Raw genomic sequence first — 12,486 nt, 5'->3', positions numbered from 1 at the left:
ATACGTCTTAATTAACAACATAAACCCAAACCTTAACTCCTATAATACCATATATAGTCTTTGCTTCACAAAAAGCATAATCTATATTAGCACGTAAAGTGTGTAAAGGCAAACGACCTTCTTTATACCATTCAGTACGAGCTATCTCAGCTCCACCAAGACGCCCAGAACAGCTTACCTTGATACCTCCACCTCCCATTCTCAAACAACTTTGAATAGCTTTTTTCATTGCTCTTCTAAATGAAACACGTTTCTCTAATTGCTGTGCTATGCTGTTTGATATTAAAGCTGCATCTACTTCAGGCCTTTTTATTCCTACTACATTCACTTCCACATCATTTTTTACTTTCTCAGATATTTTTTGTTTTACCTTCTCAATATCCAAGCCTTTCTTACCTATTATCACTCCAGGTCTAGAAGAATATATCGTTACAGACACTAAATCAACTTTGCGCTCTATAATTATTTTGGAAAGACCAGCGTGCTTAAAAGACTCATTTATGTAACTGCGAATAGATAAATCCTGATGCAATTTTTCTTTGTAATCTTTATTAGCATACCAAATAGAATCCCAGGTATTAGTATTTATCTTTAATCTAAATCCTATAGGATTAACCTTCTGCCCCATATTTTACACTTTCCTCACTCATTTTATACTCTTACAAATCATATAATTTCCTCTAACTTTATAGTTATATTGCTGTAATGCTTGCTAATTCTATTAGCTCTACCCATAGCTTTTGGGAACACTCTACGCAAAGTAAAAGACTTACCTACCAAAACTTCCTTTATATATAGATTATTAATATCTAATCCATAATTATATTGAGCATTAGCAATTGCAGAATTTAATACTTTCCCTATAAGGCCAGCAGCTTTCTTTTCGCAAAACCTCAATTGCACAGTAGCAAAAGAAACTTTTTTATTGCGTACTAAATTGGCAACCAAGTTTAACTTACGAGGAGTGGATTTTAAAACTCTAGAACTAGCTTTAATTACTGTGTACTTGTTTTTCATACTAATTACCTTCTTGCTGCCTTTTTATCACCACTATGCCCAGTAAACTTACGAGTAGGCGAAAACTCACCAAATTTATGACCTATCATATTCTGATCATTAACATTAACAGGAATGTAATCTTTACCATTATAAACAGCAAATTTTAAACCTAAACAATTAGGAAGAATTACAGAAGCTCTAGAATGAATTTTTATCACCTTATTAATAGAACCCTCCTTTAAAGCTCTATTCACTAACTTTAGCACTGACGGGTGACAAAAAGGTGGTTTCCACGCAGATCTACTCATAAACTAACCTTTCAATTGTTTTATATACTTATCACTAAATTTATTTCTCTTCCGAGTTTTCTTTCCTTTTGTTGCAACACCCCAAGGAGTAACAGGGTGACGCCCACCAGCAGTCTTTCCTTCTCCACCTCCATGAGGATGATCCACTGGATTCATAGCAACTCCGCGAACAGTAGGCCTAACTCCCAACCACCTATTTCTTCCTGCTTTACCTAATTTTCTATTTTTACGATCAGGATTAGACATTACACCAATAGTACCTTTGCAAGAAGACAAAATCAACCTAACTTGACCAGACCTCAACCGTAATAAAACATAATTGCCATCACGACCAACAATTTGTGCATAACAACCAGCAGCTCGAGCAATTACAGCACCATTACCTGGCTTCAGCTCAATACCATGAACAAAAGAACCAACAGGTATACACTTCAATGATAAACAATTGCCTGGCAATATATCAGCATCATCTCCTGACATTACAACATCACCAGGCTTTACGTTTTGTGGAGCTAGTATATAAGATTTAGTATTGCCGCTCTTATATGATATTAACGCTAAAAACCCACTTCTATTTGGATCATATTCTACTTTCTCAACTATACCTTGATCATTTCTATTACGTTTGAAATCTACAATTCTGTACTTCTTTTTGTGACCACCACCCTTATGACGAGTTGTAATTCTACCGTAATTATTTCTTCCACCACTAGACTTTTTACCAAATGTAAGAAGCTTTTCTGGCTTATCTTTTGACAAACCAATTTTACTTACTAACACAGTTCCACGAGAGGATGGAGTAACAGGATTAAGAAATTTTATACCCATATTAAACACTCATTATATCTAACTTTTGATCATCCATCAAAGAAAAATAAACTTTCTTTTTTTGTTTTTCGTAGCCAACCACGCCTCTAAAGCGTCTACGTTTAGGTTTAACTCTAACAATATTTATAGAGGAAACTTTAACGCTAAATAGAGACTCTATTGTCAACTTTATTTTATGCTTATTTGCATTCACGAAAACATACAAAGAATATTTATTAAATTTCTCCCTTAAAAAAGAGGCTTTTTCCGTAATTATAGGATATTTTATTATATCATTGTATTTAATCATAACAATCTACCTTCAAGATATTTTAAAGCATCACTTGTTAACATTATGCATTCGTGATTTAATATATCAAAAACATTCAACCCGATAGGCTTGATCAAGTTTACATGGTGTAGGTTTCTAGTAGCGCGCAGCAATCCATCTCCATAATCACCAACTATCAGAAAGGAAGAAAATTGGAAATTTTTAATATATTTACACATTTCAGATGTTTTCTTCACATCAATATTCAAATTATCAAGAATGATTAATTGATTATTAAAATATTTTAGAGATAAAGCAACTTTTAAACCAAACTTGCGTACCTTTTTGTTAAGAGAATAGGCATGACTCCTCACAACAGGACCAAAAATAACTCCACCACCCCTAAACTGAGAAGAACGCAAGCTTCCTTGTCTTGCTCTACCAGTGCGTTTTTGACTATAAGGCTTAGCTGTTGTACCAGAAACATCACTGATGCCTTTTGCTTTGTGAGTACCAGCTCTCCTCTTCGCTAACTGCCATCTAACTATATCATGCAAAACACTCAATTTTTGCTTAACAGAAAACATCGAAGGGTTAAGCTGAACAATACCTATATTATCATTAGATAGATTAACTAATTTACATTCCATAACTAATTTACCAAACCACTAGCATTATCATCATTTGCATCTCACAGTAGACCCACCGGAAAAGGAATATCTTTATGTAAAGGCTTTTTAACTGCATCTCTCACAAAAACGTAAGAATTTTTAAATCCAGGAACGTTGTTACCTTTTACAGCAATTATACTATTTTCATGATCGATAGATAATATTTTCATGTTATGTACAGTTACTCTGCTGCTACCTAAATGACCAGCCATTTTCTTTCCTTTAAATACTCTACCAGGATCCTGACATTGACCAGTAGAACCTTGCGACCTATGAGCAATAGAAACACCGTGAGATGCCCTAAGCCCACTGAAATTATATCGCTTCATTACACCAGCAAACCCCTTACCTACAGAATAACCTGTAATATCAAGATATTGACCAACCACAAAATGGTTAACTCCCACTCTTTTACCACACTCTATTCCTGAGAGATCACTCAATCTACTTTCATATAGTCTATATCTACTATTTATTCCTCTCTTCTTTAAGTATTCTAACTGAGGTTTTGCAATATTTTTAAAATCTCCAGTACCTAAAATAACCGAATTATAACCACATTTATCTTGCTCTTTCACATCAACAATACAAGTTTCACTAAGATGCAATAAAGTTACAACCATGCGACCACTATCAGAGTATATAGCAGTATGACTAATATTTGTCATCAATAAACCGATTCTTTTCAACAAATTCATTCTTTTCATTTCTCTTTCTTAAACTTGACTTTTTTGATCTTTAAATAAGTTTCCACACCGGAAGGTGGAGGAGGAAAAAGAGATGAATCTCCAAGCATTTGCATCACAGCAGGGGTGAGACCATATAAAACAATCAAACGCTTAGAAGCTCTCTGTTCAAACTGTTCACGAGATTTTTTATCAACGTGAGGAGACCTATTAGTATCAAACCTAAAATTTTTCCTTTTCAATGCAACCGGGCCGGACACTTTTACACCAAAATGCTTAAGTTTATTCTTTAACACACGTGCAGAATCTCCAATATACATTTCTAATTTTGAACAATCAAAAGCTTCACCTATAATATATCCAACTTGCTCTACTTCAATCACCACGTCTACTCCAAAATTTCAGAAACAACACCAGAACCAACAGTTCTACCACCCTCTCTTATTGCAAAACGCAATCCCTTATCCATCGCTATTGATACTTGCAATTCCACTTCTATACTTACATTATCTCCCGGCATTACCATTTCTTTCCCTTCCAGCAATTTTATACTTCCCGTTACATCTGTTGTCCTTATATAAAATTGTGGCTGATAATTTGCAAAAAATGGCGTATGTCTCCCTCCTTCTTCTTTCTTCAATATATACACCTCCGCCTTAAACCTCTTATGCGGTGTTATTGTTCCTGGCTTTGCTAATACTTGCCCCCTCTCCACTTCTTCTCTCTTTGTTCCCCTCAGCAATATCCCTACATTGAGCCCTGCACATCCCTTGTCTAGTAACTTCTTGAACATCTCAACACCCGTACATATCGTCTTTTGCGTTGCTTTCAGACCTATTATTTCTATCTCTTCACCCATCTTTACTTCTCCCTTTTCTATTCTTCCTGTTACTACAGTTCCACGCCCCGATATCGAAAATACATCTTCTATTGGCATTAAAAATGGTAAATCCACAGGCCTCGGCTGATCAGGTACATACTCATCTAATGCTTTCATCAATTTATCCATTGATTTTTTTCCATATTCACTATTTTCGTCACCTTCCAGCACTTTCAATGCCGAACCCACAATAACTGGTACTTCATCTCCAGGAAAGCCGTACTTTGTTAACAATTCTCTGACTTCCATCTCCACCAAACCAATCATATCGTGATCAGCAACATCAGCTTTATTTATGTATACCACAATATGCTTAACACCAACTTGCTTTGCTAGTAATATGTGTTCTCTTGTTTGTGGCATCGGTCCATCAACTCCTGACACTACCAATATTGCCGCATCCATCTGTGCTGCACCTACTATCATGTTTTTTACATAGTCAGCATGCCCAGGACAATCAACATGTGCATAATGCCTCTTTTCCGTCTGATATTCAACGTGTGCTGTTGCGATCGTTATTCCCCTTTTCCTCTCTTCTGGTGCTTTGTCTATTTGATCGTATGCTACAAAATTCCCATAATACTTTGTTATCGCCGCTGTCAATGTCGTCTTCCCATGATCCACATGCCCTATTGTCCCCACATTCATATGCGGCTTGCCAAATGCTTCTACTACTTGTGTCATAACTTAAACTTTTCTACCTAAAATACAAATACATAAGTAAATAATATGTTGATTTTATAAAAACACAACAAAAAAAAGAGCGGATAGTGGGATTCGAACCCACTCCACTAGCTTGGAAGGCTAGAGCTCTACCAATTAAGCTATACCCGCACAATGGAGGAGGTAGGATTCGAACCTACGTACGCTTTCGCGGACAGATTTACAGTCTGTTACCTTTAACCACTCGGTCACTCCTCCACAAAATTTGTTAAGAGAGCACTACCCCAGTATCTTAACTTAATCTTTTATTATATTTAATATTAAATGTCTAAAACTAAAAAATCAAGCAATAAAACCTTGCCAGGTTAAAATTATGCAGACTTCATTTTATGCAACTCAATACTGTTAATAAAGTGCCTAAATAGATAATGTGAATCGTGCGTACCTGGAGCTTCTTCTGGGTGGTATTGTACAGAAAAAACCGGGTAGTTCTTCATCATTATTCCCTCTATACTATTATCAAACAGAGAAATATGAGTAACTTCAACGTCACTTGGTAGAGAAGATGGATCAACAACAAATCCATGATTTTGGCTGGTGATCTCAACTTTCCCGTCACTTACATTATAAACTGGATGGTTACTTCCTCGGTGACCAACATTCATCTTGAAGGTCTTTGCCCCTAAAGTAATTGCAAGCAATTGGTGACCCATGCATATGCCAAAGACTGGTATTTTAGATTTTATAATAACGTCTACCTCTAGAATCATACTTTCTCCTATTTCTTGTGGATCACCAGGACCATTTGAAAGTACTATACCATCTGGATCCATACTTAATATTTTCTGAGCAAAACCTTTATCTGGCTTAATCAGTTCAATTGCACAACCAAGTTCTATTAAGCGTGAAACTATACTAGCTTTTACACCGAAATCAATCACCACAACTTTGTATTTTGCATTAAGATCGTTTTTAAAGCTATTACTTAAACTGACTTTATTGATTATCTCCACTCCATTTAAAGGTTTGTATTTCTTCAATTCATCCAGTAGACCATCTATTACAAGAGTAGTTTGGTCATTATAGATTCCAGCGTCACACATCGGAGAGCGGGTCAATGGGCATATAATCCCACTTTGGGGTCGATGTTTTTGCAAATATCTTGTCAAGGCTCTAGTATCAACTCCTGATATTCCAACTACGTTATTTCTCTCCAACCAATCATTTAAACTGATACATGATGAAGGATGAGATGCAGAAGAAAGTTCACGCATAATCACACCACTCGCAAAAATTTTCTTTCCTCCTTCATTATCTTTGCTGTTTATTCCAATGTTGCCAATATGAGGAAAAGTGAACGTTATAATTTGATCGGCAAAAGAGGGGTCAGTTATAGTATGCTGGTAACCAGTGATACCAGTGGTAAAACAGATCTCACCTATGCACTTGCTTTTCTTACCTACTGATTTTCCTAAAAAGCATTTACCATCTTGTAAAACTAAAATCGCATCTTGCACTCAATTCTCTCTAACTGATTCAAAACAGTATATAAGGGTTCTAAACAATACGTAACTCCTTCTAAAATTTTAAATTTGACTATAAGTTAACAGAGAATAACATAAAAAACCTTTCAATACATTCTTTCACATAAAATATATCTTGACCACCTTCGCACTTCCTGTTAGATGTAAATAAGTTATTAAACAAAGTGGAGGGTTACAATGCCTGATAATGAAAATCAATCTAAAAAAATAAATGGGAAGTGGCTGGCTATAGGAGCTGGCTTGCTATTATTTGTAATGATGCTACCGTCAATTCTTCTTTTAGCAAAAATAGCTATAGGACTAATTATAGTTCCGGTTGTAGTAATAGCGATGAAAGTTGCTTTAAAAGCAATATCTAAAGCCTTAGAAGATAAACAGGAAGGTCAAAGTCAAGCAACACAACAAACAACACAAAACAAAATTATAAACCTAGCTCTTGGATTATTATCTATATTTGTAGGTGGGCTATCACTGTTTACCATAGCACAAATTGGTTTAACTGCAACATGTACAGCTGTAGCTGCTTTAGTTCTATACGGACGTTTTAAAGATGAAGAAATAGGTAAAGACATAAACGAAAAACTAGATGAAATAGCTGACAGTACAACTGACTTTATTGTTAGTAACATTGAAAAGCTTATTCCACAACAAAGCCGTCAGGTGTAGCTCACCTTATGGTTGCATTGCCTGTTTGTGTTTTTCTATTACAAACTGGCTGTGCAGTTTATTCTATAAGCTTTTTTACTATGCTAAATTTTAATCCACGGACAAAATCTTTAACACTGCAGGGGTTTCTTCCTTCCATTTGCACAACTTTAGGAATTAAAGTGCCGCCCCTCAAACTTATGTGCATATTATCATTAACAATCTCACCTTGCGCTGAAGTTAAAGGAGCATTTAATTCAAAGTCAGCATCGAGTATCCTGAAACGTTTATTCTCTATCTTGACAAACGCTTTGGGATAAAATGCTTTAACTTTCCTATAAGCAGCTTCGCAAGTATCACTCGCATAAATTTTATAGTCCTCCACTTTATCAGCGTAGCATGCATTATCATCGTTTTGTTCTGAAGGAACCTGTTTTTCAATTTCATTTAACACTTCCATCAGTAAATTGCTACCCAGTGCAGACAGTTTATCATGCAATGTCTTGTAATTGTCGTTTTTTTCAATCAGAAATTCTTTCTGTTTTAAAACAGGGCCAGAATCTAATCCTTCGTTCAATTGCATAATGCTAACCCCAGTCTCCTGATCTCCCGCCAAAATTGTGTGCTGTATGGGAGCCGCACCGCGCCATCTAGGCAGCAGCGAAGGATGAATATTAATACAACCATATTTTGGAATATTCAAAATTTCTTTTGGAAGTATCAACCCATATGCAGCAACAACTGCAACGTCTGGTTTGAAATTTCTAAACTGCTCTTGCTCTACCGAAGATTTTAGAGAGGCAGGAATGCACACCTCTATACCATTTTCTTCAGCAATAACATGTATTGGAGATTTCGTCAGTTTCTGTCCACGCCCCGAAGGTTTCGGGGCCTTGGTATATACTGCTATTATCTTATTCCCTGACTTCAATAACAAGCTCAGCGCACCAACAGCAAATTTTGGTGACCCCATGAAAACAACTCTCATGCTGCTTTGCTTAAAGAAATCAAGAATTTTCTGCTAATTTGCCGCTTACAGTTTCTACTAGTTCTGCAAAATCATCTTTATAATTAACAGCCATTTCAGCAAGGACTTTTCTATTCAAGCCAATTCCAGCAAGCGTGAGACCATACATGAATCTACCATAAGTAAGCCCATGCTCTCTTACTGCTGCATTGATACGTATTATCCACAGGCTACGAAAATCGCGCTTGCGATTTCTTCTGTCCCTATAAGCATATTGTAATGCTTTTTCAACCCTTTGTAAAGCAATTCTGTAACAACTTTTTGCACATCCTCTATAGCCCTTTGCTAACTTTAATATTTTCTTGTGACGAGCATGGGTAGTAACCCCACGTTTTACTCGAGCCATTCTATTTTACCTCCATTTTGTTAAATACCATAAGGCATGTAAAGCTTAACTATACGCGAATCAGATTTACCAAGAATCGTTGTACCACGCTGGTTACGGATGTTAGATTTACTCCTCTTTATCATGCCATGCCTTTTGCCTGATTGAGTAGAAATAACCTTGCCTTTAGCTGTAAGATTAAAACGCTTTTTAACGGAAGATTTGGTTTTCAATTTCATTCTCTTCATATAAATTCACAAACATTATCATCGAATTCTTTAGTAGCAATTAGCTAGTAATATAAATAACTTTATTAAAGAATCAAATAGTATTGCAACTTACAAGCTACAATACTACTATAATATGTAATCTGAAGCTACAATACAAGCTAAAATTGCATATTAAAGAAGCTTAAATGTAATTACGCCCAATATATGTGTTATACCTTCTCTATCTCCAAGCGGCAACAATACTTGCCTCATTTTAACACTTTCACTTTCTTCTTCTTCGTTGATTGGGCACTTACTATCTACTATAGTATCAAGTTTATCAATAACTGCGTCCACTTTATACAGCCGCAAAAATGGTGCATCAACCGCATATTTACTATCAATACACATGTTCTTTTCAAAACCATAGAACTCAACAGCCTTTTCTCCCGCATTTTCACAGATATAACCTCGGTTATTAACTTCAATAATAAAACAATGCTGCCAAGATTCCATTATTTCAGCAGTATCTATCTCATGCCTTTCTGGCCAGTCTCTATCTGATCCTTTTATTTCACTCCAGTGCTGAGTCACTACATTCGCTATTCTTCTTTCTTTGCCTGCGTAAATTTCCATTCCAACATCCACACAAAAAACATAGATATAAGCTGAATCTACTGTGAATGTATTGATTTTTTCTTAATCGCAAGTTACGTATTAAGAGAGTTCCCATGATGTTTGGAAATTTACACGGGTACCTTTTTAACCATTCTTTAACGTGAGCTCACACTTTCTTGATTGGTCCTTCGGCTATATGACATACATCTGCACTGCGCTTACGGCTATTTATTACCTTCTTCGCTATTTATTTTACTAATTAAATAGTCTCTTAGGTCGGTAAGTTCTTGCAATAAATCTTTTGAACCGCGATCGATTTTTACATCATTATTAAATTCTTTTTGCACTCCTTTTATTGTATATCCTTTATCATATAACATATACTTTATTTTCTTTATAGCCTCTATACACTTATGATCATATAGCCTTCTTCCCTTACGTTTTATGGGTTTAATTTGACGAAATTGGCTTTCCCAGAATCTTAAAACATGCTGTTCTACACGTAGCTCTTCAGCTACTTCTCCGATCGTGTAGAGTAATTTTTCCTTATTCATTGATTAATTTTTTTATCACTTTTGAAGGTCTAAAAGAAACTGAATTTCTTGCCTGAACTACTACTTTTTTTGGTGTATTTGGTATATTTCCTGGCCTTTCCTTCTTTTTTTTAACTAGAAACGTCCCAAAGGATGATATTTTGACTATTCCATCCTTCACTAAGCCTGCCTTTATCTCATCCAATATATCGTCTATTATTGCAGCAGAGTCTTCTTTTGATAAACCAATTTCTCGATTTATATCCTCAGCTATTGTTGCTTTAGTTACTGTCATATCTTTTGTTGTAACGTAATCCATAATTTATTACAATATGTGAATATAATATAACAATTGACTCAAGATTCAGCTACTTTATTTTTGAGGGTATGTCTCTTTTGTAGCATAATTTAAAATACTGGCAGCTGCCAATGCTGCAAGTATTGTAAGAAGTGTCATTTGATGATCTGTAAAAAGTGCTAGCATTGATGCTATGATTCCACCCACGATAAACATAAATCCATTGATAACAGATGACGACGTGCTAATGCGTTTTCGCTCTACAATTTCACTGCCAACAGTAAAATTAAGCATATGTCCTCCCGCAAAAAACCCAAACATTAACATACAAGAATGTACGATATGAGCCGTTAAATGGCTGCACAGTAAAATAATAATCGAAACGCCTTGTAGCAGAGCGAAAGCGGAGATTACATGCTTTCTATTTTCAAATAAGTTTGAGATTCGATCTGCAATCGGTGCACCAATTGCAAGACCAAGCCATAACACTGCAGTTGCTATACCTGATTCCACTGCATCAAGTTCTAAGCTGCTCAGTAGCCTCGGTGCCCACAAAGTGTTAAGCGCTAAAAATGTTCCAAAAGTAATAGCACCCACTATTGAGGTTATCCAGATATCTTTTAATTTTAGCACTGTAAGTATAGAGCATATTACCGTTTTTATGGAGCTCTTTATTGTATGTTTTTCTAAACTTCTTCCTAAGAGTACTTCTGGGTAGAAGAACATAAGCACAAATATTGACACACCAAGTAGTATTATGCACATGATCAGATTTTGCCAATATATACCTTCAGCGAGAAAGCTAGAGAACAATATTTGAATTACCAGTGCAGAAAGGCTTGAAATTGTCTGCACTAGTGAAAACATCAGCCCAAATTGGGCAACGGGAAAACAGGTGCTACTTATATGAGCAGCACCAACAAAGCCAAACGAAGCTCCAATTGCAATTAACACTTGAGATAAGATCAAATGGGAGAAGTTTTCACTATTAATGAGAACAAGAAACCCAAGGATCATAGTTGATAATGAGAAAAAGTAAATTTTTTTACTGGAAAAAGTATTAAACATTGCCCCACTAAAAAACTGTGAGATGGCAAAAGTCCAACTGTAAGCTAAATTTGCCAGTGCAACTTGTACGATTGTGAGCCCAAGTTCTTTTTCAAGATCTACGCTTATAAAAGTATAAATTATCTGCATGTTGCTGAATATAACAATCAAGTTACTGATCAGCCAAACGAACCAAGCTTTAGCCCTGCTTTCCATAAGATTTGTTTTTATAAGTAATTTATTGATACTAATATCAAATCCCATTATTATACCAAATCCCAGTGGTAATAGGACAAATTGAAAAGTTTCCCTACGATTAGAGGTTTAGCGAGTTTATTATGTATCTTGTTTGATAACGAAAGTTAGTATAACCTTTATGCTTAAGAAATTTATTAAATAGAAAAACAAGACAAAAGAAGCCCTGGTCATTGTCTATTTTCAGTATTGGAGTTTTTTTAAGTCTTAAACGCTGCAATTTAGCGACTTTTAAACTGCAACAGACCCTTAGCTTTAACGCTAAGAAATTTACTAAGCAGAAAAAAAACCCGTGTTAGAAGTTGCTCACTCTCTAATCCTGCAAATTGGCGTACTATACTGTCTTAAACGACTTATAAGCGCGTTTCAGCTTGTATAGGGAAAAACCTAGAAACCTAGGTGAAATTAATAAAGACATAAGGCGCACATAGTGCAAAAAATTAAACATAAGACGCCAACTACGTTATAATCCTGTCATTTAATCTGCACAGGTGAAGATAACTGAGTACCTACAATTTTATAATAATGGGGATGGTGAGATTTGTCAAGTAGTTTTTTTCGTTTCTATTGGATAACGTTATAACTTTTTTCCACTGTTACCTATTGCTTCTAACGCTAACTATGGATTAGAAAGAGAGTAGAGAGAGAAATAGGGTAAACTCCAGTATTTTAGCAACAATAGGAGGTTACCCAATGCATA

General features: G+C 35.5%; 18 protein-coding genes and 2 tRNA genes. 1 reads left to right on the top strand and 19 read right to left on the bottom strand.

The annotated features are described in order from the left end of the window. Positions 1 to 7: 7 nt before the first annotated feature. From rpsC to carA, 12 genes are all read right to left on the bottom strand, one after another. A complete protein-coding gene (rpsC, locus tag GO685_RS01025; RefSeq protein ID WP_175937174.1) occupies positions 8 to 628 on the bottom strand; it encodes a 30S ribosomal protein S3 in 621 nt (206 codons plus the stop codon). A gap of 38 nt (positions 629 to 666) precedes the next feature. Continuing rightward, complete coding sequence (gene rplV, locus GO685_RS01020; protein WP_175937173.1) at positions 667 to 1,017, bottom strand: 50S ribosomal protein L22; 351 nt, start codon at positions 1,015 to 1,017, stop codon at positions 667 to 669. A gap of 5 nt (positions 1,018 to 1,022) precedes the next feature. Continuing rightward, positions 1,023 to 1,307, bottom strand: a complete 285-nt coding sequence (rpsS, locus tag GO685_RS01015; RefSeq protein WP_041045211.1) for a 30S ribosomal protein S19 — start codon at positions 1,305 to 1,307, stop codon at positions 1,023 to 1,025. Between the two features lie 3 nt (positions 1,308 to 1,310). Further along, entirely contained in the window at positions 1,311 to 2,135 is an 825-nt protein-coding gene (gene rplB / locus GO685_RS01010; protein WP_175937172.1) for a 50S ribosomal protein L2, read from the bottom strand. Position 2,136: 1 nt separating this feature from the next. Next, complete coding sequence (locus GO685_RS01005; RefSeq protein WP_175937171.1) at positions 2,137 to 2,424, bottom strand: 50S ribosomal protein L23; 288 nt, start codon at positions 2,422 to 2,424, stop codon at positions 2,137 to 2,139. Continuing rightward, complete coding sequence (gene rplD / locus GO685_RS01000) at positions 2,421 to 3,035, bottom strand: 50S ribosomal protein L4 (protein ID WP_175937170.1); 615 nt, start codon at positions 3,033 to 3,035, stop codon at positions 2,421 to 2,423. The genes GO685_RS01005 and rplD overlap by 4 nt, the downstream gene beginning before the upstream one ends. 41 nt (positions 3,036 to 3,076) lie before the next feature. Beyond that, positions 3,077 to 3,763 carry a 50S ribosomal protein L3 gene (gene rplC, locus GO685_RS00995; protein ID WP_175937169.1) on the bottom strand — a complete coding sequence of 229 codons (687 nt, stop codon included), beginning with the start codon at positions 3,761 to 3,763 and terminating at the stop codon, positions 3,077 to 3,079. Further along, a complete protein-coding gene (locus tag GO685_RS00990) occupies positions 3,760 to 4,062 on the bottom strand; it encodes a 30S ribosomal protein S10 (protein WP_052463338.1) in 303 nt (100 codons plus the stop codon). The genes rplC and GO685_RS00990 overlap by 4 nt, the downstream gene beginning before the upstream one ends. Before the next feature lie 68 nt (positions 4,063 to 4,130). After that, positions 4,131 to 5,306: an elongation factor Tu gene (gene tuf, locus GO685_RS00985; RefSeq protein ID WP_175937168.1), complete on the bottom strand. Its 1,176-nt coding sequence runs from the start codon at positions 5,304 to 5,306 to the stop codon at positions 4,131 to 4,133. A 78-nt stretch (positions 5,307 to 5,384) separates the two neighbouring features. Further along, positions 5,385 to 5,456, bottom strand: a tRNA-Gly gene (locus tag GO685_RS00980). A gap of 4 nt (positions 5,457 to 5,460) precedes the next feature. After that, a tRNA-Tyr gene (locus GO685_RS00975) sits at positions 5,461 to 5,543 on the bottom strand. A 113-nt stretch (positions 5,544 to 5,656) separates the two neighbouring features. Beyond that, complete coding sequence (carA, locus tag GO685_RS00970; protein WP_175937167.1) at positions 5,657 to 6,802, bottom strand: glutamine-hydrolyzing carbamoyl-phosphate synthase small subunit; 1,146 nt, start codon at positions 6,800 to 6,802, stop codon at positions 5,657 to 5,659. A 204-nt stretch (positions 6,803 to 7,006) separates the two neighbouring features. Here carA and GO685_RS00965 point away from each other — a divergent pair, with 204 nt between their 5' ends. Further along, positions 7,007 to 7,495, top strand: coding sequence for a hypothetical protein (locus tag GO685_RS00965; RefSeq protein WP_175937166.1), 489 nt, complete (start codon positions 7,007 to 7,009; stop codon positions 7,493 to 7,495). A gap of 58 nt (positions 7,496 to 7,553) precedes the next feature. Here the strand turns inward: GO685_RS00965 and fmt are convergent, their stop codons facing one another. The 7 genes from fmt to GO685_RS00930 all read right to left on the bottom strand — a co-directional run bounded on the left by fmt (position 7,554) and on the right by GO685_RS00930 (position 11,795). Next, complete coding sequence (gene fmt, locus GO685_RS00960; protein WP_175937165.1) at positions 7,554 to 8,462, bottom strand: methionyl-tRNA formyltransferase; 909 nt, start codon at positions 8,460 to 8,462, stop codon at positions 7,554 to 7,556. A gap of 19 nt (positions 8,463 to 8,481) precedes the next feature. Continuing rightward, positions 8,482 to 8,847, bottom strand: coding sequence for a 50S ribosomal protein L20 (gene rplT, locus GO685_RS00955; protein ID WP_175937164.1), 366 nt, complete (start codon positions 8,845 to 8,847; stop codon positions 8,482 to 8,484). 20 nt (positions 8,848 to 8,867) lie between these two features. Next, complete coding sequence (rpmI, locus tag GO685_RS00950; protein ID WP_041046057.1) at positions 8,868 to 9,074, bottom strand: 50S ribosomal protein L35; 207 nt, start codon at positions 9,072 to 9,074, stop codon at positions 8,868 to 8,870. 153 nt (positions 9,075 to 9,227) lie between these two features. Further along, complete coding sequence (locus GO685_RS00945; RefSeq protein WP_175937176.1) at positions 9,228 to 9,671, bottom strand: PAS domain-containing protein; 444 nt, start codon at positions 9,669 to 9,671, stop codon at positions 9,228 to 9,230. Between the two features lie 206 nt (positions 9,672 to 9,877). Next, positions 9,878 to 10,207 carry a MerR family transcriptional regulator gene (locus GO685_RS00940; RefSeq protein ID WP_175937163.1) on the bottom strand — a complete coding sequence of 110 codons (330 nt, stop codon included), beginning with the start codon at positions 10,205 to 10,207 and terminating at the stop codon, positions 9,878 to 9,880. Further along, positions 10,200 to 10,505 carry an integration host factor subunit alpha gene (locus tag GO685_RS00935; protein ID WP_175937162.1) on the bottom strand — a complete coding sequence of 102 codons (306 nt, stop codon included), beginning with the start codon at positions 10,503 to 10,505 and terminating at the stop codon, positions 10,200 to 10,202. The genes GO685_RS00940 and GO685_RS00935 overlap by 8 nt, the downstream gene beginning before the upstream one ends. Positions 10,506 to 10,559: 54 nt before the next feature. After that, entirely contained in the window at positions 10,560 to 11,795 is a 1,236-nt protein-coding gene (locus GO685_RS00930) for an MFS transporter (protein ID WP_246226308.1), read from the bottom strand. Positions 11,796 to 12,486 lie beyond the last annotated feature (691 nt).

The sequence above is a fragment of the Wolbachia endosymbiont of Madathamugadia hiepei genome, from assembly GCF_013366855.1.
Taxonomy (GTDB): Bacteria; Pseudomonadota; Alphaproteobacteria; order Rickettsiales; family Anaplasmataceae; genus Wolbachia.
Note: the sequence above shows the minus strand (reverse complement) of the source record. Positions and strands in the feature narration are given on the sequence as shown.